The following is a 21,761-nucleotide window of genomic DNA, read 5'->3' as shown; positions in this document are numbered from 1 at the left end:
TCCGAAGTCGCGGAGGATTCTGGTACTGCTACAAGCGGCCGCCATGCCGCGCCTGGGCCAACCGAGCGATACCGTGCCGGTGAGGAACCCGGACGGCCGCGCATCGCTGGCGCGGCAGGCTCTGCCGGGGCGAGTCTCGAGCAACTGTTGCGCTCTGCTCCAAGCACTTACGAGGCAGATCTGCTCCGGTGGAGCCGCCTGATCACGGGTCAATCGGTAGTCCGGGCGCAGGGCCGCGGCCGTGACGATCTGCACGCGACGACCGTCCTTGCCACCCAACACGCGAGTATGCCGAGGGCGCCTGAGACCGACGACGAAGACCTCATCGCCCAGCACATCTGCGTCGGTAATTGACCCATCCTCTCCACTTTGGAGTCCGCCGCCCACCGTGATTCGAACAGGCGCGATGACCAGTCCCCAACGAAACCGGGCTCGGAACTCGAGGCAGGGCCTGGGTCTACGACTGGCCACCACCGCCCCGGACGGCGATTCGCCCGCCGGTGCGCACCGGCCATTGCCGGCCGTAACGGAGCTCCCGTTCTCCGCGACTAGTCACCACGTCGGCGTCGGCACGGCCCGTTCCGGGCATCGGAAATCGATGGAGGTGGTGGTGACCGAGCCCGCCGAGACGCGCCCGCAACCGGCGTGCCACGGGTCGACGTCCAACACGGTCACCGGCACGGCCGATGGCACCGTGGTGCAGGCCCGGGACATCGGCTCGCTGACCATCCACCAGCTGGGCGACCGGTGGTGGCGGCGCCGAGCAGTCTCGGTCGACGACACCCTCGCCACGTTGCGAGCCAAGGTGCGGGACCAGTGGCGGGACGAGGTCGGCCACCGCGGCCTCCACCAGCCGCGCCCGGTGCGCCTGCGGTGGCGGCCCTCCAGCCGCCCGGTGGAGGTGACGAGCGCTCGCCGGCCGTTGCGAGGCGCCCTGAACCACGACGTCACCGACGTTCTGCCGGTCGCACGCGAGCTGGTCGAGGCCTTCCATTCCGACGATCGGCGGCAGCTGGTGGTGCTGGGCGCTCCGGGGGCGGGCAAGACCACCTTGGCCATCCTCTACACGCTGGCCGCGGCCGCGTACGCCGGCCACCCGGTGCCCCTGCTGCTCTCCGTCGCCGGCTGGCGACCGCGGAACCCGGACGACTCCACCGGCGAACCGATCGAAACGTGGGTGGCCCGGCGGATCGCCGACGACCACCCGGAACTCGCCGGCGGCGCCGACAGGCTGCGGCGGCTGTGGGCGGCCGGGCAGCTGCTCCCGGTCCTGGACGGCTTGGACGAACTGCCGGAGCCGATGCTCGCGCGCGCACTCGCCGACCTGGACCGGTCGGCCGGCACCGGCCTGGGGCTGGTGCTGACCTGCCGCACCACCGAGTACGAGCGTGCCTTCGCCGCCGGCAACGCCCTGTCGCACGCGGCCGTCGTCGACATCGAACCGGTCACCGTCGAGGACGCCGCCGTCTACCTCACCCAGCGCGAGCCCGCGCGATCCCGGCGATGGGACGCTGTGGTGGACCGGATGCGGCGGGAACCAGGCGGCCCGCTCGCCACCGCGCTGTCCACGCCGTTGATGATCAGCCTGGCCCGCCAGGTCTACCGGGACCCCGCCGGCGATCCTGCCGAGCTGACCCGGTTCGCCACCGCCGACGCCGCCAGGCAGCACCTGCTGACCCGGTTCCTGCCCTCGGTGTACCCCGATGAACACGAACGGGAACGCAGCACGCGGTGGCTGGCCTTCCTGGCCCACCACCTGCGCGACCGCGTCGGGGATCCCAACTACGAGTGGTGGCGCCTGGCCCGATCCGTGCCGACCGCGGCGATCGCGACCACGATCATGCTGTTCGCCGGCGTACTGGGCGCCGTGTTCACGCCGGCTCTGGCGGCCCTTCTCGGTTCGTCCCAGAGCTTCGCGGGCTTGCTCGGGCCTGGCTTGGTCATCGGCCTGGCGGTCGGAGCGATGGTCGTCCCCCGCTCGATCCGCACAGCACGCAGGCAGGCAGCCAGTCGCCGGTTCCTCGCCGCGATCGGCTCCGGCCTCGTGCAGGACCTCGGCATGCTGCTGACGGTGACGACAACGCTCAGCGTCACAGCGCTGGCGATCGGGTACCAGTTCGCCCGGCCGGCGACCGTCGCCGCCGACTTCGCCGTCGTGGACTGGGCCTTTTCGCTCAGTTCAGGTGACTACTGGGCGGGCCTGACCCTGTTCGCCATCTTCATCGTGCTTGCCGTGGTCGCCGCGGTCAACGGGCTCGGCGCGCTCAACGGGGGCCTGCCGCAACGCAGCGCCCCCCGGGTGCGGCTGCTGGCACCGAGCCTGGCCGCCGGTCTCGGGATCGGCGTGGTCGTCGCGCTGCCGTTCCTGGCGGTGCTGCTGGTCACCCCGATCGACAGCCAGGTGGCGGTCGGCCTGTGGGCGTTGGTTGCCGGTTCGGTCGGCGTCCCGCTCGGGCTGGCCCGCTGGCTCGCCGCTCCTGCCGAACGCCAGGAGTCGAGCTCGCCGCAAAACCTGCTGCGCTGGGACCGGCGAGCATTGTTCGGCACCGTTGCCGCCGCCGCTTTCGCCGGTGCGGCCACAGCGGCGCTGGCTTCGCTGGCCTTCCCGGCCTCGCGCCAGCCGCCACTCCTGCCGATCAGCCTGATCATGGGGGTCGTCATCGGGGGTGTCGTGCTGATCGGCTCGGGCACCGCGTGGTTGACCTACACCGTCGCCCGCGCGTACTTGGTCCTGTCCGGCCGGCTTCCGTGGCGGCTGGACCGGTTCCTGCGCCGCGCGCACGAAGTAGGTGTGCTGCGGCAGACCGGCCCTGCCTACCAGTTGCGGCACGACCTGCTCACCGACCATCTCGCTGACCGGTGGGGTCCGGTCGCCGACCCGACGACGACGTCACGGGCTGCTCGGCGGCGGCGGGGGAAGCGGCCGGGGGTGGTGGTCCTGCTCACCTCGACCGTCCTGCTGGCGGCAGCCGTCCCGGGGATCTATCTCACGAACGCCCCGCGCCTGCTGGACAGTCCACCCGAATCCGGCCGGAGATTCGACGGGCCTCCCTTGAGCGAGGGCATGGTTCTCAGCCTCGACAGCCGCAAGCTGGCCGCGATCGCCACGGACACCCGCGCGCCGGCCGTCCGGGTGTGGGACGTGCCCAGCGGCCGGCTCGAAGCCACCGTCCGGCTGGATTTTGAGGTGGGATCGATCGCCGGACTCGGCCTGAGCGCGAATGGCACCGAGCTCACGCTGGCCACCACTGCGGACTCATTCCCGGCCGGCGAGAACACGTGCGCGGTCTGGCGCTGGCGAGCCGGCCAAGTCGAGCCGGCCCGGCCACTGCCGGGGGCAACCGGTGAGTGCAACCACCCCACCTCCGTCGGTCTGACGTTCAGCCCGGACGGCACGGCGATGGCCATCGGCAGGAACGACGGAACCGTGCAGCTGTGGGATCTCACCGGCGATCACGCTGCGGGCGCCCCCCTTGGGCCGTACGGACCGGCGACGTCGGCGGTACGCAACCTCGCCTACAGCGTGGACGGACATCTGCTGGCCATCCTGTTCGACGACGGTTCGGTCGTCGTAGCCGACGTGACCACCCGCGCGGTGGTGCGGACTCTCCCGGCCCGCACGCTCGACGTGGACCGCTCCGGCCGCCAGTTGTTCGCGGTCGGCACGGCAGGCCGCACGGTGACGACCGTGGACGGCGACGGCGTGGCCGCGCTGTGGGAACTCGACAACGGCGGGCTGTGGAACACCGAGGGTGGCGGCCTGGTGCACAGGTTCGCCACCGGACGGTCGGCTCCGGAGTCGATCGCACTGAGTTCCGACGGTGCCGAGCTTGCTGTCGGTCAGAACGACGGCACCATCGAACTGCACGATCCAACCACCGGCGTCACGACCGGAACACTCCAACCCACTGCCGGAGGGGACCCGTATTACCGCCGATCGCCGCGCGGCCTGGCCTTCGCGCCGGACGGAAAGTCACTCGCCTCCGCGTCGCCCGACGACGGCCTCGTGCAGGTCTGGAGCATCCCGGAGATGTGAAACCGCCGGGATCCGCTCGATGCTGTCCTACCGCCTGTTCGTCACCGACGGCGCCCTTTCGCCCCTCGCGCCGCCATCGCCCTCACCTGCGCACAAACCGAGGCTCAACTATACAGCGTAGAAATGAGATCGACGCCAGCGTTCGTCGGATGGCGGTTCCCTTTCCGGACTCCGACCACGGCACCGCGATGCTCGACACCGGCGAAGCCCGCAACCGGAGTCTCAGCTCGGTTTCACCCCGCTTTCCGGCCCCTCCCCGCCCGCGACCGACTCCTGGTAGACGTCGGCGTAGGTGGGCGAGTCCTTGATCAGGTCGTCGCAGAAGGCGGCGACGTCCTCGCCGATCACTTCCAGCACTCCCCGGCCGGTCGCGGCGCTCTCCTCGAAGAAGTCGACGATCCCCGGAAGCAGGTTTCCCTCAAGGTCGACCGGGCCGACCTTGAACAGGTACTTCTGCATTTCCTGGTAGACGATCCGGTAGTCCGGCGGAAGGGCTTTGACCCGCGCCTGGTGGGCCCGCCACTGCTTCTTGCCTTCGATGATGTCCTGGATACCCATGTCAGCCTCCCAGCCGCGCCAGTTTCTTCGCCACATTCCGGTTCAGCTGCCGACGCCACCGGTCGCGGAAGGTCCGAGCGCCTTCCCCGCCGGCCAGCGCAGCGCAGAAGCCCGGGATGTCGTCCCCCAGCACGTCGTGGACGTCCTGGCCCTCCGCCGCGGTCTCCTCGAGCAGGCCCAGCGCGCCGTCGAGGATCGGCATCAGGTTGCGGCCGCTGAAGTCCCCATAAGGGAACAGGTGCGCCTTGATCTGCTCCCACGCCGCGCGGTAGTCCTCCGGCAACGCCCCGGCCCTCGCCTCGAACGCCTGGTGTTCCCGGGTCATGTCGCTACCGGTGACGGTCTCCCAGAAGTTCACTTCCCGCCCTCCTTCAATTTGTCGATACGCGATGAGACGTACTGCCATTTCACCCAGAACCGGCCGAGTTCTTTCCGGCCGGCGTCGTTGAGCTGGTAGAACTTGCGCGGCGGCCCCTTCTCGGACGGTCGTTTCGTCACCTGGACGAGCTTGTTCTTCTCCAGCCGCAACAAGATCGTGTACACGGTTCCCTCGACGACGTCACCGAAACCGAGGTCGTTCAGCCGGCGCGTGATGGCGTAGCCGTAGGTCTCCTCGCTGCCGATGATTTCGAGCACGCAGCCTTCGAGAGTGCCCTTCAGCATCTCGGTCAGGTCGTCCATCGCTCCTCCGGGCTTGCCCCTGTCACCACTAGTCAGTACTACTATATACCAGTACTCGGCACCACTTACTAGTTCGGCAAGGGGGATGACCGATGACAGCGATCCGGCTCGCGGTCTCGAGAAGTCCTGTGCACGCTGCTCCTGCCGGCCGACAAGATCGAACACGTCGAGAAACAGCCGACCCTCGAAGACGTCTACTTCGCCGTCGTCGGCACCCGCACGGAAACGAGAACCGATGACAACGCATGCCCTCGGCGACACGAGCGTCCTCTTGGGACGGTCACTGCGCCACGTCACCCGCAGCCTGGGCACGATCATCACGACCGTCGTCACGCCGGTCGGCTACCTGCTGCCGGGCATCCGGCTCATCAACATCGCGTCCGGCATCGCCTACACCGCCCTGCGGCTGTTCACCGACCTCAAGAGCGGGATCTTCGAGCGCTTCCCCACGATCCGGGCGCTGTTCACGCAGACGCCGGTCGGCACCGACATCTGGACGGCCCTCGCCTGGTGCGCCGGGCTCGGTCAGGGCGTGAATCGTGGCGAGCGCCCGGACGGCCGGCTCCGCAGCGCGAGCACCGTGTTCGCCTGGCCGGCCAGAACGTGTCCCCGCAAGGTGTGAAGGAAACGCTGATGCAGGCTGCGCTCGGACAAGATCGGCGATTTCGTCGTGCTGGCGCGTGCTGCCCTCGTCGGCCAGCCGGCGGAGTTCGTCGAGGTCTTCGCGTTCGGTGGTTCCCGCGGGATCGGTCACGGCGACTCCTCCGGGGCGAAGCGGTACCCGATGCCGGTTTCGGTGATCAGGTACCGCGGGTGGGACGGCTCGGGTTCGAGCTTGCGGCGCAGCTGAGCCAGGTAGACGCGCAAGTAGTGCCCGCGGTCGGCGTAGCCCGGCCCCCAGACCGTGGTCAGCAGGTGGGTGCCGCTGATGATCGAGTCGGGGTGGCGGACGAGCAGCTCGAGGATGGCCCATTCGGTGCGGGTCAGGTGCACCACTTCGCCGCCGCGGCGGACGACCTTGGCGCCGACGTCCACCGTGAACGCGGCGGTCTCGACGACGGGAGCCGGCTCGGGCGAGGCGCCGAGGGCCAGCCGGCGTTCCGCGACGCGCAGGCACGCCAGCAGCTCGTCCATGCCGAACGGCTTCGTGACGTAGGTGTCCGCTCCCGTATCGAGCGCCTTGATCTTGTCGGCGGACCGGTCGCGGGCCGACAGGACGATGATCGGCATCGCGCTCCAGGTGCGCAGCTCGCGGATCACCTCGATGCCGTCGATGTCGGGCAGCCCGAGGTCGAGCAGGACCAGGTCCGGGTGCTCGGTCGCCGCGGTCAGCAGCGCGGAGGCGCCGTCGGTGGCGGTGACCACGGAATAGCCGCGCGCGGTGAGGTTGATCCGCAGGGCCCGCACCAGGGCGGTTTCGTCGTCGACCACGAGCACGGACGTCATCGCACGACCTCGCTTTCCGGAACGACGGCGGCGGGCAGCGAGATGACGATCGTCAACCCGCCGCCGGGAGTGTCCTCGGCGCGGATGGTCCCGTTCATCGCCTCGACAAAGCCCTTGGCGACGGACAGGCCGAGCCCGACCCCGGTGGTGGTGTTGCGATCCCCGAGCCGCTGGAACGGCGCGAACGCCGAGTCGGCGGCTCCCTTGGGCAGCCCGCGGCCGTGGTCGACCACCCGCAGCTCGACCCGGCCGGCGTAGGCGCTGCCGCGGATCGCGATGGCCGAGGGCACGCGGCCGGTCGCGCCGTGGCGCAGGGCGTTGTCGATGACGTTGGCGACCGCGCGCTCGAGCAGGCCCGCGTCGGCCTGCACCGCGGGCAGGCGATCGTCGACGTCGAGGTCGATCGGCTCACGCGCGTCCAGCGTGGACAGAGCGGCCGCGACAACCTCGTCGTAGCCGACCGGGTGCAGTACCGGCTGCACCGCGCCGGTCGCGAGCCGCGACGAATCCAGGAGGTTGTCGATCAGGCCGGACAGCCGGTCGGTGGACTCCTCACCGGCAGCGAGCAGTTCCTCGGCGTCCTCTTCGGACAGGTCGACGTCGTGGGCGCGCAGGCCGCCGAAGACGGCCTTGATCGAAGTCAGCGGCGTGCGCAGATCGTGTCCGAGGGCCGACAGCAGCGCCGTGCGCAGCTCGGTCGTCTCCGCCCGGCGCTGCGCTTCCTGCGTCTGGACCGCCATCCGCTGCTGCCGCAACGCCAGCAGCGCCTGACCCGCGGCCGCTTCGAGGACGCGCTGGTCGTGTGCCGGCAGGGTGCGTCCGCGCAGCGCGAGGTGGACGTCGTCGGTGACCGGGACGTCGACGTCGGCCTCGTCCGGGTCCTCGCACGGCCGCTCCCCCGTGCAGGCCGCCCGGACCCACTCGTCGTCCTGCTTCTCCAGCAGGGAAACCGATTCGAGCCCGAAGTTCTCCCGGATCTTCTCGAGCAGCCGCTGCAACGGCTGGTCCTGTCCGAGCACCGTCCGCGCGTAGGAGGCCAGCAGCGCCGCCTCCGTCCGCGCCCGCGCCGCCGCATCCGCCCGACGGGAAGCCCGGTCGACGACGAGAGCGAACGCCACCGCGACGACGACCATCGCGACCAGCGTGATCACGTTCTGCTGGGCGTCGACAGTCAACGTGTACAGCGGCGGGGTGAAGAAGAAGTTGAGCAGCAGGGCGCTGGCGATCGAGGCGAACAGCGCCGGACCGAGTCCGCCGACCAGGGCGACCACGATCGTCGCGAGGAAGTAGTCGATGACGTTGGTGGAGAGGATGAGCGTCTGCCGCAGCACCACGCCGATCAGCGTCGCCACCGCGGGCAGCGCCAGTGCGAGGGCCCAGCCGAGCAGCTGCCGCCGCCGGGCCAGGGAGCTGCGCGGGAACAGCTTGGCGCGCAGCCGGCCGCCGGACTCGTCGTGGGTGACCATGTGCACGTCGATCGGCCCGGACTCCTGCACGACGGTGGCGCCGATGCCTTCGTCGAACAGCCGCGCCACCCGGGAGCGCCGGGAGGTGCCCACCACCACCTGCGTCGCGTTCACCCCGCGGGCGAAGTCCAGCAGCGCGGTCGGGACGTCGTCACCGACGACGGTGTGGAAGGTGGCGCCGACGTCGTCGGCGAGCTTGCGGTACTCGGCCAGCGCCTGCGGGGAGACGCCGGCGAGCCCGTCGCCGCGCAGGATCTGCAGCACCATCAGTTCGGCCCCGGCCCGCTTGGCGATGCGCCGGGCCCGCCGGATCAGCGTCTCGCTCTCCCGGCCGCCGCTGATCGCGACGACCACCCGCTCCCGGGCTTCCCAGGTGTCGGTGATGTCGCGTTCGGCGCGGTAGCGCTGGAGCGCGACGTCGACCTGGTCGGCCACCCACAGCAGCGCCAGCTCCCGCAGCGCGGTGAGGTTGCCGGGCCGGAAGTAGTTGCCCAGTGCCGCGTCGATCCGGTTGGCCGGGTAGACGTTGCCGTGGGCGAGGCGCCGCCGCAGCGCTTCCGGGGTGATGTCGACCAGCTCCAGCTGCTCGGCGCGACGGACGACCTCGTCCGGCACAGTCTCCTGCTGGGCGATGCCGGTGATCCGCTCTACGACGTCGTTCAGGCTCTCCAGGTGCTGCACGTTCACCGTCGAGAGCACGTCGATCCCGGCGTCCAGGAGTTCCTCGATGTCCTGCCAGCGCTTCTCGTTGCGCGACCCGGCCACGTTCGTGTGCGCCAGCTCGTCGACGACCGCGACCTCCGGGGCCCGGGTCAGGATCGCGTCGACGTCCATCTCCTCGAAGCCGTGCCCGCGGTAAGTCAGGGTGCGCCGGGGGACGACTTCGAGGCCGTCGAGCAGTTCGCCGGTCTTGCGCCGGCCGTGGGTCTCGACCAGGCCGACGACGACGTCGGTGCCTCGGTCCAGGCGGCGGCGGGCCTCCCCGAGCATGGCGAAGGTCTTCCCCACGCCCGGGGCGGCCCCGAGGTAGATCCGCAGCTCACCGCGGCGGCGCTTACCTGCTTCCGCTGTCGTCACGGGTCAGTGCCTGGCCGCCGCGACGGCGAGGTTGAGCTGCAGGACGTTGACGCCGGGGTCGCCGAGGACGCCGAGCCCGCGTCCGGTGGTGTTGCCGGCGACGAGCTTGCGGACCTCGTCCTCGCTCAGGCCGTTCTCCCGCGCGACCCGCGGCACCTGCAGTTCGGCGTAGGCCGGGCTGATCTGCGGGTCGAGCCCCGACGCCGACGCGGACACGGCGTCGGCCGGGACCTTCGCGACGTCGACGCCTTCCCGCTTGGCGATCAGCTCCTGCCGCTGCTTGACGGTCGCGAGCAGGTCCTCGTTGCCGGTGCCCTTGTTCGAGGCACCCGAGGTCGACGGGTCACCGGGGCCGAGCGGGTCCTTCGACCCGGCCGAGGGCCGGTTGTGGAAGTACGGGTCGTGCGCCGGGTCCTTCGCGACCGGGTCGACCCCGATCAGCGACGACCCGACGGCCTGGCCGTTCTGCGTGACGATCGAGCCCTCGGCCCGGTCCGACAGGCCGGGGATCCGGGCCACCGCCCACACTGCGAGGGGGTAGACCACGCCGAGGAGCACGGTCAGCACCAGCAGCATCTTCAGGCCGGCGACGGTCTGCTTGTACAGCACCTTCATGGTCACATTCCCGGGATCAGTCGGACGAGCAGGTCGATCAGCCAGATCCCGGCGAACGGCGTCACGATGCCGCCGAGGCCGTAGACCAGCAGGTTGCGCCGCAGAAGCGCCTTTGCCGTGGAAGGCTTGTACCGCACGCCGCGCAGGGCGAGCGGGATCAGCGCCACGATGATCAGGGCGTTGAAGATGACCGCGGACAGGATCGCCGAGTCCGGCGAGTGCAGCCGCATGACGTTCAGCGTGTCGAGCTGCGGGTAGATCGCCGCGAACATCGCGGGCAGGATCGCGAAGTACTTCGCCAGGTCGTTGGCGATGGAGAACGTCGTCAGCGCGCCGCGGGTGATGAGCAGCTGCTTGCCGATCTCCACGATCTCGATCAGCTTCGTCGGGTTCGAGTCGAGGTCGACCATGTTGCCGGCTTCCTTGGCCGCCATGGTCCCGGTGTTCATCGCCACCCCGACGTCCGCCTGCGCCAGCGCGGGAGCGTCGTTGGTGCCGTCGCCGGTCATCGCGACCAGCCGCCCGCCCTCCTGCTCCTTCTTGATCAGCGCCATCTTGTCTTCGGGCTTGGCCTCGGCGAGGAAGTCGTCGACCCCGGCCTCTTCGGCGATCGCCCGCGCGGTGAGCGGGTTGTCGCCGGTGATCATCACGGTCTTGATGCCCATCGTCCGCAGCTCGGCGAAGCGCTCGCGCATGCCGGGCTTGACGACGTCCGAGAGCCGGATCACCCCGCGCACCGACGCGACGCCTTCGACCTGCTCGGCGACGACGAGCGGGGTACCGCCCTCGGCGCTGATCGCGTCGACGACAGTGTGCACCTCGTCCGGCACCGTGCCGCCGTGCTCGGCCACCCACGCGCGCACGGCGCTGGCCGCGCCCTTGCGCACGACCCGGCCGCCCACGTCGATGCCGCTCATCCGGGTCTGCGCGGTGAAGGGGACGAACTCGCCGGACTTCTCGGCCTCGCTCGGTTCCGCCGGCAGGACGTGCTCCCGCGCGCACAGGTCGACGATGCTGCGCCCCTCCGGGGTGCCGTCGGCCAGGCTGGAGAGCCGGGCCGCGATCGCGAGGTCGTCGATCGTGGACGAGCCGACCGGGATCAGCTCGGTGGCCTGCCGGTTGCCGAAGGTGATGGTGCCGGTCTTGTCGAGCAGCAACGTCGAGACGTCGCCCGCGGCCTCCACCGCACGGCCGCTGGTCGCCAGGACGTTGCGCTGGACCAGGCGGTCCATGCCCGCGATGCCGATCGCGGACAGCAGCGCGCCGATCGTCGTCGGGATCAAGCAGACGAGCAGCGCGGTCAGGACGATCACCGAGACCAGGCCACCCGAGTAGCCCGCCATCGGCTGCAGCGCCACGACCGCGAGGACGAAGATGATCGTCAGCACGGACAGCAGGATCGTCAGCGCGATCTCGTTCGGCGTCTTCTGCCGGGAGGCGCCTTCCACCAACGCGATCATGCGGTCCACAAAGGATTCGCCGGGCTTGGTGGTGATCTTCACGACGATCCGGTCGGAGAGCACCGTCGTCCCGCCGGTCACCGCACTCCGGTCTCCACCGGACTCGCGGATCACGGGCGCGGACTCACCCGTGATGGCCGATTCGTCGACGGTCGCGATGCCCTCGACGACGTCGCCGTCACCCGGGATGACCTCGCCGGCTTCGACGACCACCAGGTCGCCGATCTTCAGGTCGGTGCCCGGCACGCGGGCTTCCGAGCCGTCCTCGGTGAGGCGCCGGGCGACGGTGTCCTTCTTGGTACGGCGCAGGGACTCGGCCTGGGCCTTGCCGCGGCCTTCGGCCACCGCTTCGGCGAGGTTGGCGAACAGGACCGTGAACCACAGCCAGAGCGCGACGCCGATGTTGAACACGCCGGGGTCGGTGATCGCGAAGACGGTGACCAGCACCGACCCGACCCACACGACGAACATGACGGGGTTGCGCAGCTGGTGGCGCGGGCTGAGCTTGCGGAAGGCGTCCGGCAGGGACGTCCAGAGCTGGCGGGGGTTGAACACGCCCGCGCCGACCCGTCCCGCGTTCTCGACGTGGTGCCGGGTCGCTTCCCCGGGCGTGCGATCGGTGGTCATGGTCATGCGAGAGCCTCGGCAATCGGCCCGAGGGCCAGGGCGGGGATGAAGGTCAGGGCCGCGACCAGCACGACCGTGCCGGCGAGCATGGTGGCGAACAGCGGGCTGGTGGTCGGCAGCGTGCCGGCCGTCTCCGGCACCTTCTTCTGGGCGGCCAGCGAACCGGCCAGGCACAGCACGGCCAGGATCGGGATGAACCGGCCCAGTGCCATGCAGACGCCGAGCGTCGACTGGTACCAGTCGTTGGTCACGGTGATGCCGGCGAACGCGCTGCCGTTGTTGTTGCTCGCCGAGGTGTAGGCGTAGAGCAGCTCGGAGAAGCCGTGCGCGCCCGGGTTGTTGAACGCGTCGGTGTTGCCCGGGATGAGCAGGGCCGCGCCCGCGCCGATGAGCAGGACCGTCGGCATCGCGAGGATCGCGATCGCCGAGCAGGTCACCTCGCGCTTGCCGAGCTTCTTGCCCAGGTACTCCGGGGTGCGCCCGACCATCAGCCCGGCCAGGAACATCGCGATGATGGCCATCACCAGGATGCTGTAGAGGCCGGTGCCGACCCCGCCCGGCGAGAGCTCGCCGAACATCATGTTCAGCAGCGTCCCGAACCCGCCGAGCCCGGTGAAGCTGTCGTGCATCGAGTTCACGGCGCCGGTCGAGGTGCCGGTGGTCGAGTCGGCGAACAACGCCGACGCCGCGAGCCCGAAGCGGGTTTCCTTGCCTTCCATGGCCGCGCCGGCCAGGCGGGCGGCGGCGCCGTTCGCGTGGGTCTCGCCCCACCAGATCACCGCGAGCATGCCGGCCCACAGCGCGCCCATGACGCTGAGCAGGACGTAGCCCTGTTTGGTGTTTCCGACCAGCTTGCCGAAGGTGCGGGTCAGGCTGACCGGGATGACCAGCAGCAGGGAGATCTCGATCAGGTTCGACCACGAGTTCGGGTTCTCGAACGGGTGCGCGGAGTTGGCGTTGTAGATGCCACCGCCGTTGGTGCCGAGTTCCTTGATGGCTTCCTGGCTCGCCGCCGGAGCCAGGGCGATCGTGCTCGCCGAGCCGTCCGGGTTGAGCACAGCGATGCCGGACTTCAGGCTCTGCACCACGCCGAGCGCGACCAGGACGATCGCGAAGACGAAGGACAGCGGCAGCAGCACGCGGACCGTGCCGCGGGTCAGGTCGACCCAGAAGTTGCCGAGCCGGTCGCTCTTGGACCGGACGAACGCACGGGTCAGCGCGATCGCCACGGCGAGGCCCACGCCGGCGGAGACGAAGTTCTGCACGGTCAGCCCGGCCATCTGGACGACGTGCCCCATGACGCCCTCGGGGACGTAGGACTGCCAGTTCGTGTTGGTCACGAAGCTGATCGCCGTGTTGAAGGCGACCCCGGGATCGACTGTCCGGCCGAAGTTCAGCGGCAGCAGCGGCTGGATCCGCTGCAGGAGGTAGAGGAAAAGCACGGAAACGAAAGAGAAGCCCAGCACGCCCGAGGCGTAGGTCTTCCAGTGCTGCTCGGCCTCCGGGTCCGCACGCACGATCTTGTAGACGGCCTTCTCGAGCCGCCAGTGCTTCGTGCTCGTGAACACGCGGTACATGTAGTCGCCCAGCGGCCGGTACACCAGCGCCAGGGCGAGCAGCAGGAGGCCGACCTGCCCGAGGCCGGCCCACGTCGAGGACATCAGAACTTCTCCGGTTTGATCAACGCGATGAACAGGTAGACGATCAGGGCCAGCGCCAGGACGCCGCCGACGACGTTGGCGACCACGCCGGTGCCGCTCACAGCCGCTCCAATCCACGCAGGGTCAAGGCCAGCACGGCGAACACGACGATCGCCAGCAGCACATAGGCCAGGTCGGCCATGGCACTGCTCCTTTCTCACGCACGACAAACCGAGGTCGACCGAATGGTGACCGGGCAGGCGGAAGCGTGCCTGCCGGAACTCCCGTTCGGATGTCACCTGACGGAGTCTTGATGCGCCCGCAGGGCTCGTTGACGGGTTCTTGACAGCTCCCTCCGAGTCCGAACCGGACTTGGTCACAACTCGGCCTCGGCGCGGTGAACGGCTCGCCTCGACGGGAATTCGGGGCCACCCTTGAACGATCACGTCTTCGCAGCCCGATCCGGATCTCATCCCGGGAGTTCTCCTTGGCAGCCGACCCCGAGCTCCGCACGTCCGTCCCCCGCCGCAACACCGTCCAGGTGAGTCACAGCAGCCACGACGGCGCGATCGCGGTGGTGGTGACCCTCGACGGCCAGGTGCGCGACCTCCAGCTGGCCGACACCGTGACCACCCGCCCCGCCGCCCAGCTGGCCCGCGACATCCTCGAGTGCATCCACTCCGCCCAGGCCCTGTTCGACCCCGGGCCGGCTACTCGTTGAGGTAGTCGTCGTACACCGCGACCCAGACGTCCAAATCGGACAGACCACCCACGATTCGGTGGCCGGTGGCGGTGAGGGACAGCACCACTTCGCCGCCCGTCCGCCCATCCCAGGTGCCCGCCGGTTCACGCCGGAGGGCCCCTTCGGCGGCGAGGATCCGCAAAGCGGGTCCGAGCACGCGCCGTGGACAACCCGCCGCAGCGCGGCCACGGTGCACGGACCGGACGCCAGCTCGTCCAGCAGTTCCACCGCGCCGGGACAGCGGATCAGGCGTGCGAGACCGGCTTCGGCCATGGCAGCTCCCGGGGACGACGTGCCGGAACCGTAGGCAGGCGATCGCCGTGAACCAGAGCCGTTGACGAGAACCTGACGATCACCCGGGCGACACTTACGCTTTCCCTACGCCGAAGCCCGCATCTTGACGTTTTCCCTACGCCGGATCACCGCGGCAGCAGGCACGCTGCCATGTGTGCCGGCACCCACCTCATGGCTCAAACGGCTGGTACTCGGACGGCCGTTCCGCAGCGACACCCTCGGCGAGACGCTGCTGCCGAAGTGGCTCGCCCTGCCCATCTTCGCCAGCGATCCGCTGTCTTCGGTCGCCTACGCGACCCAGGAGATCCTGCTGATCCTCTCGATCGGCGGGCTCGCCTACCTCACGCTGGCGCCGTGGGTGGGGCTGGCGGTGGCGGTGCTGCTCACCGTCGTCGTCTTCTCCTACCGCCAGGTCGTGAAGGCCTACCCCAGCGGTGGCGGCTCCTACGAGGTCGCTTCCCGCAACCTCGGCAGCCGTGCCGGGCTGGTCGTCGCCGGTGCCCTGATGGTCGACTACATCATGACGGTCGCGGTGTCGGTGGCGTCCGGAGTCGACAACATCATCTCCGCGGTGCCCGAGCTCAACGACTACCGCATCGCCTTGAACCTCGGGTTCGTCCTGGTGCTGATGGCGATGAACCTGCGCGGCATCCGCGAGTCCGGGCGCGCGTTCGCCATCCCGACCTACCTGTTCATCGGCGGGGTCGTGCTGATGATCGCGCTCGGCCTCGGGCAAGCCGTCGCCGGTCACGCGCCGGTCGCCGAGAGCGCCGGCTACGACGTCCGCCCCGAGCAGGTCGGCCTGAGCGGCCTGGCGCTGGTGTTCCTGCTGCTGCGATCGTTCTCCTCCGGCTGCACCGCGCTGACCGGCGTCGAGGCGATCTCCAACGGCGTGCCCGCGTTCCGCAAGCCCAAGAGCGCCAACGCCGCCAAGACCATGACCGCCATGGGCGCGATCGCCGTCACCATGTTCGGCGGCATCACCGCCCTCGCCATGATCAGCCACGTCCGGATCGCCGAGAACACCTGCGACCTCACCGGGTTCCGCGGCGACTGCACGACCGACCCGCAGCGCACGGTGATCAGCCAGATCGCCGCCGCGGTGTTCGGCGGCGACCACTCGGTGCTGTTCTACTTCCTCCAGGCGGCCACCGCGCTGATCCTGATCCTCGCCGCGAACACCGCGTTCAACGGCTTCCCGTTGCTGGCCTCGATCCTCGCCCAAGACCGCTTCCTGCCCCGGCAGCTGCACACCCGCGGCGACCGGCTCGCCTTCTCCAACGGAATCGTCGCGCTCGCGGTGGTCGCCGGGATCCTGATCTTCGCCTTCGACGGCTCGACCACCCGCCTGATCCAGCTCTACATCCTCGGCGTCTTCACGTCGTTCACGCTGTGCCAGGCCGGCATGGTCCGGCACTGGAACCGCGCGCTGGCCGGCAGCACCGACGCCCGCGAGCGCCGGTCGATCCACCGGTCCCGGCTGATCAACGCCGCCGGCGCGATCCTGACCGCGATCGTCCTGGTCGTGGTCCTGATCACGAAGTTCACGCACGGCGCCTACCTGGTCGTGATCGCGATCCCGGCTCTGTTCGTGCTGATGCGGACGATCCACCGGCACTACACCCACGTCCGCGACGAGCTCCTGCCGGACGAGGAAAGCGAGCTGCTGCCCAGCCGGGTCCACGCCGTCGTGCTGGTGTCCACGTTGCACAAACCGAGCCAGCGCGCGATCGCGTTCGCCCGCGCGGCCCGGCCCGACACGCTCGCCGCGATCACGGTCAACGTCGACGACGCCGACACCCGCGAGCTGCAGCGGCAGTGGGAGCAGCGCGGGATGAAGATCCCGCTCAAGGTCGTCGAATCGCCCTACCGCGAGATCACCCGGCCGGTGGTGCAGTACGTCAAGAACCTGCGACGCAGCAGTCCTCGCGACGTCGTGTGCGTCTACATCCCCGAGTACGTCGTCGGCCGCTGGTGGGAGAACATCCTCCACAACCAGAGCTCGTTGCGGCTCAAGGGACGGCTCCTGTTCGAGCCCGGGGTCATGGTGACGAGCGTCCCCTGGCAGCTGCGCTCCACCGCCGGCCGCGACCTCCAGCGCGTCCGCCCCCTGCCCGGCGACATCCGCCGCGGCGTCACCACCCAGCGCCGATCCTGACCAGTCACGGCGAGCTCACCTGCTCGGGCGGGGTACCGGGACCGTGCTCGCGTTCGTGCGCGGGAACGACCACCGCCACCATCGCGACGAGCGAGACGATCGGAACGCTCGTGGCACCCGACAACCCGGTGGCGGCCGCGCCAAGTGCCATTCCGAGAGAGATCCCGACCCCGGCTGGGACGGGCGGAGCTGTGCGCATACCGCCAAGTCCAGCCGCTCACGGGCGCGGCGGCGACGCTGTTTACGTGTTCCGGACGGCGCGGCGGCCGTTCCTTATGTGTTGCGGCTTCGGCATCTCGGCCAGCTGCGGGGCGGGGAGGAGCTTTCCGCCCAGCAGCGCGGAGAAGAACCTGCCGGGATCCTTGGTCGTCGAGATCATCTCGCCGGCGCTGGAAATTCAGGACGGGTTCTGCCGGCTGCGGCGCACCGACACTCCTGACTCCGGCAATCAGCTCCACTGGAGACATGCGGTGGCCAACCTTCCATCGCCCCGGCCCGAGGCGCCAGTCGCCCGGTACCGCTCCTCGATGCGCCACCTCCAGTCGACCGAGCGGGCCGCGCAGGGCAGCCTCCGGCGAGGTCACGGACCGACGCCGCAGTCGAACAGCACCCCCGCCGTGGCCGCTTCCGGGCCGATTCGCGCGGGTGGCACCGGGCGGCAGTGCTTCGCTTCCCACCTGACCCGCCGGGTCAGTTCCCCCGCGTCGACCGCCGCCGTGGTGGGCTGCTTTGGCCCGGCACGGGCGATGTCGACGAACACCTGCGGCAGCAGCACGAACCGCAGCTTGCCGGCCGCGACCCACTGCGGGAGCTCCGCGGCTGACGGCGCCGGGTCGAAGCCGAGGTAGCCACCGAGCGGCGCGACGCGTGCCTCGGTGTTCAGCAGGAACGGTTCCGCCCCGTACGTGCCGCCCTCGACGGTCAGGGTGATCTCGGCGGGCGACGCCTGTGCGAACGCGAGCACCTGGCGCTGACCGGCGCTGAGCCGGTACGCGCTGTCGATGAACCGGACGTATCCGGCCGCGGCGCCCGCACCGGTATCGGCGCTGAAGACGGTGTGCAGCGCGGCCGTCGACGGTGGCCCGGCGGCCGGGTCGGCGCTCTCCAGGACGCTTCCCGGCCGCACCGCCGTGTCGGCGACGAAGGCCGCGGGCCCGGCCACGACGGCGACCAGCCCGATCGCCGCCGCGGCGCGGGTCGCCCGCAGCAGCGCCGCGACCAGCGCGAGCAACGCCACGACCAGCACGGTGTACCGCAGCCACGGCAGCCAGTCCGGTGTCCGGTCGAGCAAGACAAAGGCGAGCACCGCCGTCCCCGCCACCGCGGCCGGCAGGACGAACCGGGCCCGGCCGCGGGACCAGCTCGAGGCCGTGACCAGCCCCGCGGCGGCGAGTGCCGCGATGGCCGGGGCCAACTCGGCGGTGTAGTACGCGTGGAAGATGCCGCCGGTGACCGAGAAGACCACGGCCCCGACGACCAGCCAGCCACCCCACAGCACCCAGCCCGCCTTCGTCCGCGGCGCGGCCCCGCGAGCGCGGCACGCGGCGACGACCAAGGACACCAAGGCGAGCGGCAGCAGCCAGGCGATCTGCCCGCCGACCTCCGCGTCGAACAGCCGCAGCGGACCCACGTCGCCGCCGAGCGCCGCGCCGGCCGTGGCGCTGTAGCCGCCGCCGATGCCGGTCGTGCCGCCGACCAGGCGCGAAACGCCGTTGTAGCCGAAGGCCAGCTGCCACACCGAACCGTCGGTGGTGCTGCCGACGAACGGCTTGGCGCCGGGCCAGACGGTGACGGCGACGGGCCACGCCAGCGACACGAAGAGCGTCACCGCGCCGGCCACGCCGAGCCACGCGAGCCGCCGGCCGCGTGAACCGGGCGCCGCGACGAAGAACGCCAACGCCAGACCCGGCAACACGATCCACGCGGCGAGCATTTTCGTGAGGAAGCCCAGTCCGACGAAGACTCCCGCCCCCACGAGCCACCGGGCGTTGTCGATCGCCCGGGTGACGCAGTAGGCGGCGAGCAGCAGCAGGAGCAGCAAGAGGGTGTCGGGCAGGTCGTCGCGGTTGATCGCCGCGACGGTCGGCGTCAGCGCGAAGAGCGCTGCGGCGAGCAACGCGGTCCGCGCGCCGGCCCAGCAGCGCACAACCCGGTGCAGCACGAGCACCGCGGCCACGCCCTCGACGACCTGAACCAAGGCGATTGCCCACGGGTGGAACCCGAAGACGGCCACGCCGAGCGCCTGCGTCCAGAACGCGAGCGGCGGTTTGTCGATCGTGACGACTCCCACCGGGTCGAAGCCCGCGAAGAAGAACGCCGTGGCGTTGTGCGACATCGAATGCACCGCCGCCGCGTAGTACGGCTGCAGCGGCCGGCTTCCCAAGGCCCAGCCCCACAACACCGCGGCGACGGCCGAGATCACCCCCACCGCGATCCGCTCGCCCCGCCCGGTCCGCACCTCGGCTACCACCACCACGTCCCCCTCCCGGTCACCGCCAGGAAGGCTAGGACGGCCGCGATGCCGGAATCTTCAAGCTCCGGATTGAAGCGAGCGTCCACCCGTGGGTTGAGCGCGGCGCGCTGAGGACGTCACGGTGCCGAGGTGAGTGGAGCCGATGCCGGCCAAGCCCGACGGCGGGCCGCTACGTCCAGGCAGACGAACCGCACTCGCCCGGCACCGGCCTCCTCGGCGTGGAGCTCGTCAGCGCCCGTCGTTGAGCTCGCCGATGCGGTGCCGCACAGCGGTGCGCAACGCCGGGTCACCGGTGCCGGCGGCGCTCATCGTCGCCACGTGGCCACCGGTGACCGGGCCGGCCACCGGAAAGACACGGTCCTCGCCGGGCAGCGGGACTCCCGGGCAGGTGACCGAGCCCGGCCGGGAGTTCGCGACCAGGAAGACGTTGACCATGCCGTCGACGCACGGGTTGCCGCCCAGAGCGTACTGGCCGTGGAACGCCGCATCGTCGACCGAAATCAGCGGGACCCCGGCCGCGCGGACGGCCGAACGCGCCTGCTCGTACCCGGTTTGCGGGTCGAACTCGCCCTGGACCACCAGCACGTTCCCGGCGACCTCGGGCGGGAGCCCGGCCAGGGCCTGCCGGGGCCGGTCGGACCAGAACCCGCACGGCTCGGTCAGCCCGTAGGCCCAGCCGAAGATCGGGTACTGCGGGCCCTGCCGGTCGGACAGGCGCTTGTACCAGCCGGCGGTCTTCGCCGGCTGGTCGCCGCACGCCACCGCGTACCGCGTCCCGGAAACCCTGCGGTAGTCCGGTTCCGCCGCCGCCAGCCCGGCGACGACGTCGGCGCCGGTCAGCTGCGCCAGCCGCTTGCCGAACGCGGCGGTGGACCACGTGTCCAGCTGCCCGGCGAGCGCCGCCGGGACCTGGACGGGCTTGCCGTCGAGTTGCCCGGCGCCGGCGACGAGGACCGCGGCGTCCAGGAGCCACCGGATCTCGCTGCCGTTGCCGGCGAACAGGGCGTCGAACTGGTCCGGCGCCACGCCGAGCCCGGCGTAGAAACCGCGCAGCCGCTCGATCTTCTGCTTCACCTCGGCCGGCGACGCGCCCAGCTGGGCCGGGAACTGACGGGCCAGCCACGGCACGAAGACCTCGTCGGTCTGCCGCTGGCCGATCATCGGGAACGCCTCGAAGGCGGCCTGCAGCCGGCCTTCGAAGTCGACGCTGGAGTCGAGCACCACCTTGCCCGCGTGGCCCGGGAACAACGACGCGTACTTGGCGCCGAGCCAGGTGCCGTAGGAATACCCGAGGTAGTTCAGCTTCTCGTCCCCGAGCAGGGTCCGGACGAGGTCCATGTCGTGCGCGGTCTGCCACGTCGTGACGAACGGCGCGATCGCATCGCTCTGGCACGCCTGCGCGATCGCCCGCGGCGTCTTCTGGTGCTCGGCGATGCTGGTCGCCGAGCGGTCACGCGCGTCGAGCGGTCCCTGCGGCAGCCGTCCCGCCGGGACCTGGCAGCCGAACCCGGTGTCCGCGGTCCCTTCGTGCCCGGTACCGCGGGGGTCCATGCCGACGAAGTCGTACCGCTCGTTCACGCTCGGTTCGAGGCCGGCCAGCGCACCCGCGAGGGAGCTGCCCTGGCCGCCGGGCCCGCCGGGGTTCACCAGGAGCGCGCCGGTCCGCTCCCCCGTCGCCGCGACCCGGCTGATCGACACGCTCAGGTCCACCCCGGACTCCGGGTTCGCCCAGTCCCGCGGCACGGTGATCACCGCGCATTCGGCCGGTTTCGCCCCGGCGGCAACGGGAAACGGGCACGCTCCCCACGCCACCTGCTGGCCGGTGTAGCGGTCCGGCGTGGCCGCTGCGGCGGTTCCCGCGGGAACGGCCGGAACCGCGAGCAGCACAGCGGTGACCAGAAGCCGGCTCGCTGTCGTCTTTTTCACGTGATACCCCTCGTCCGGGTGAATGATCACCCGGAGTATGGCGCGCGTTCCCGGCGCCGGGATCAACCGAAAGTACGAGGACCGGCCCGCACCACGAGGGTCCGCGCCACCAGGTCGCCGATCCGCTGCCGGCGTCGGGTCACCACGATGCTGACGACGGCCACCAGCCCGAACAGCAGGCCGTCGACCGTCATCAGCAGCCACCGGAAGGCGTAGGCGCGCGCCTTCGGCGGCCCGCCGCGCAGGGTTTCGACGCGCAGTCCCATGATCAGCATGCCCGGCGTGACCCCGCCGCGGCGCACCGGGATCCAGATCTGGATCACCGCGTCACAGGCGTAGTTGACCGCGAAGAACGTGATCGCCGGGCCCCAGAGGATCGCTTTCGGCGGCACCAGCCCCCACTGCAGCAGGGGGATGACGACGAGGCCGGCCGCGAGCGCGGCGAACACCCCCACGCCGGTCGCAAGGGCCTGGTCCAGCACCGCCTGCACCACCCGGCGGCCTGCCATCCGCAGCCCCTCCGGCACTTCTCGCCGCCCGGCCGTGATGGTCACCGCGCTGA

General features: G+C 70.6%; 17 protein-coding genes and 1 pseudogene. 4 read left to right on the top strand and 14 right to left on the bottom strand.

All coding sequences use genetic code 11. The features are described from left to right. The first annotated feature begins 610 nt into the window (after positions 1-610). Complete coding sequence (locus ABZW17_RS35245; RefSeq protein ID WP_354823790.1) at positions 611-4,036, top strand: NACHT domain-containing protein; 3,426 nt, start codon at positions 611-613, stop codon at positions 4,034-4,036. Positions 4,037-4,258: 222 nt separating this feature from the next. Here the strand turns inward: ABZW17_RS35245 and ABZW17_RS35240 are convergent, their stop codons facing one another. From ABZW17_RS35240 to ABZW17_RS35230, 3 genes are read right to left on the bottom strand one after another with little or no spacing between them, the layout of a single operon-like run. Further along, the gene (locus ABZW17_RS35240) at positions 4,259-4,594 is read right to left on the bottom strand and encodes a DUF1048 domain-containing protein (RefSeq protein WP_354823788.1); all 336 of its coding nucleotides are present in this window, start codon (positions 4,592-4,594) and stop codon (positions 4,259-4,261) included. A gap of 1 nt (position 4,595) precedes the next feature. Further along, positions 4,596-4,952 carry a DUF1048 domain-containing protein gene (locus tag ABZW17_RS35235; RefSeq protein WP_354823786.1) on the bottom strand — a complete coding sequence of 119 codons (357 nt, stop codon included), beginning with the start codon at positions 4,950-4,952 and terminating at the stop codon, positions 4,596-4,598. Further along, on the bottom strand, positions 4,949-5,275 hold the full coding sequence (locus ABZW17_RS35230) for a PadR family transcriptional regulator (protein ID WP_354823784.1): 327 nt from the start codon (positions 5,273-5,275) through the stop codon (positions 4,949-4,951). The genes ABZW17_RS35235 and ABZW17_RS35230 overlap by 4 nt, the downstream gene beginning before the upstream one ends. Positions 5,276-5,510: 235 nt before the next feature. Between ABZW17_RS35230 and ABZW17_RS35225 the strand changes: the two are divergent. After that, positions 5,511-5,720, top strand: a pseudogene (locus tag ABZW17_RS35225) (ABC transporter permease); the annotation flags it as partial. A 305-nt stretch (positions 5,721-6,025) separates the two neighbouring features. On the opposite strand, the gene ABZW17_RS35220 reads toward ABZW17_RS35225, so the two are convergent. The 6 genes from ABZW17_RS35220 to kdpF are packed head-to-tail and all read right to left on the bottom strand — an operon-like array spanning position 6,026 to position 13,728. Further along, on the bottom strand, positions 6,026-6,721 hold the full coding sequence (locus ABZW17_RS35220) for a response regulator (RefSeq protein WP_354823782.1): 696 nt from the start codon (positions 6,719-6,721) through the stop codon (positions 6,026-6,028). Continuing rightward, a complete protein-coding gene (locus ABZW17_RS35215) occupies positions 6,718-9,264 on the bottom strand; it encodes a DUF4118 domain-containing protein (protein WP_354823780.1) in 2,547 nt (848 codons plus the stop codon). The genes ABZW17_RS35220 and ABZW17_RS35215 overlap by 4 nt, the downstream gene beginning before the upstream one ends. 3 nt (positions 9,265-9,267) lie before the next feature. After that, positions 9,268-9,879 carry a K(+)-transporting ATPase subunit C gene (gene kdpC / locus ABZW17_RS35210; RefSeq protein ID WP_354823778.1) on the bottom strand — a complete coding sequence of 204 codons (612 nt, stop codon included), beginning with the start codon at positions 9,877-9,879 and terminating at the stop codon, positions 9,268-9,270. Positions 9,880-9,881: 2 nt separating this feature from the next. Beyond that, complete coding sequence (kdpB, locus tag ABZW17_RS35205; protein ID WP_354823776.1) at positions 9,882-11,972, bottom strand: potassium-transporting ATPase subunit KdpB; 2,091 nt, start codon at positions 11,970-11,972, stop codon at positions 9,882-9,884. Then, a complete protein-coding gene (kdpA, locus tag ABZW17_RS35200; RefSeq protein ID WP_354823774.1) occupies positions 11,969-13,627 on the bottom strand; it encodes a potassium-transporting ATPase subunit KdpA in 1,659 nt (552 codons plus the stop codon). The genes kdpB and kdpA overlap by 4 nt, the downstream gene beginning before the upstream one ends. Continuing rightward, positions 13,627-13,728 (bottom strand): K(+)-transporting ATPase subunit F, encoded by a 102-nt coding sequence (gene kdpF / locus ABZW17_RS35195; protein WP_020639212.1) that lies wholly within the window; start codon positions 13,726-13,728, stop codon positions 13,627-13,629. The genes kdpA and kdpF overlap by 1 nt, the downstream gene beginning before the upstream one ends. A 365-nt stretch (positions 13,729-14,093) precedes the next feature. Between kdpF and ABZW17_RS35190 the strand changes: the two genes are divergently transcribed. Then, on the top strand, positions 14,094-14,327 hold the full coding sequence (locus tag ABZW17_RS35190) for a hypothetical protein (protein ID WP_354823772.1): 234 nt from the start codon (positions 14,094-14,096) through the stop codon (positions 14,325-14,327). Here the strand turns inward: ABZW17_RS35190 and ABZW17_RS35185 are convergent. Beyond that, positions 14,317-14,505, bottom strand: a complete 189-nt coding sequence (locus tag ABZW17_RS35185) for a hypothetical protein (RefSeq protein ID WP_354823770.1) — start codon at positions 14,503-14,505, stop codon at positions 14,317-14,319. The genes ABZW17_RS35190 and ABZW17_RS35185 overlap by 11 nt on opposite strands. Positions 14,506-14,796: 291 nt before the next feature. Here ABZW17_RS35185 and ABZW17_RS35180 point away from each other — a divergent pair, with 291 nt between their 5' ends. Further along, positions 14,797-16,800, top strand: coding sequence for an APC family permease (locus ABZW17_RS35180; protein WP_354823768.1), 2,004 nt, complete (start codon positions 14,797-14,799; stop codon positions 16,798-16,800). 4 nt (positions 16,801-16,804) lie between these two features. Here the strand turns inward: ABZW17_RS35180 and ABZW17_RS35175 are convergent, their stop codons facing one another. The 4 genes from ABZW17_RS35175 to ABZW17_RS35160 all read right to left on the bottom strand — a co-directional run bounded on the left by ABZW17_RS35175 (position 16,805) and on the right by ABZW17_RS35160 (position 21,753). Then, positions 16,805-16,951, bottom strand: a complete 147-nt coding sequence (locus ABZW17_RS35175) for a hypothetical protein (protein WP_354823766.1) — start codon at positions 16,949-16,951, stop codon at positions 16,805-16,807. Between the two features lie 429 nt (positions 16,952-17,380). Beyond that, entirely contained in the window at positions 17,381-19,276 is a 1,896-nt protein-coding gene (locus ABZW17_RS35170) for a glycosyltransferase family 39 protein (RefSeq protein WP_354823764.1), read from the bottom strand. A gap of 225 nt (positions 19,277-19,501) precedes the next feature. Beyond that, positions 19,502-21,199, bottom strand: a complete 1,698-nt coding sequence (locus ABZW17_RS35165; RefSeq protein WP_354823762.1) for an alpha/beta fold hydrolase — start codon at positions 21,197-21,199, stop codon at positions 19,502-19,504. Positions 21,200-21,261: 62 nt separating this feature from the next. Next, on the bottom strand, positions 21,262-21,753 hold the full coding sequence (locus tag ABZW17_RS35160; RefSeq protein WP_354823760.1) for an RDD family protein: 492 nt from the start codon (positions 21,751-21,753) through the stop codon (positions 21,262-21,264). Between the last annotated feature and the right edge of the window lie 8 nt (positions 21,754-21,761).

The sequence above is a fragment of the Amycolatopsis sp. NPDC004625 genome, assembly GCF_040609695.1.
Classification (GTDB): domain Bacteria; phylum Actinomycetota; class Actinomycetes; order Mycobacteriales; family Pseudonocardiaceae; genus Amycolatopsis.
This window is presented reverse-complemented; position numbering and strand designations above follow the sequence as displayed.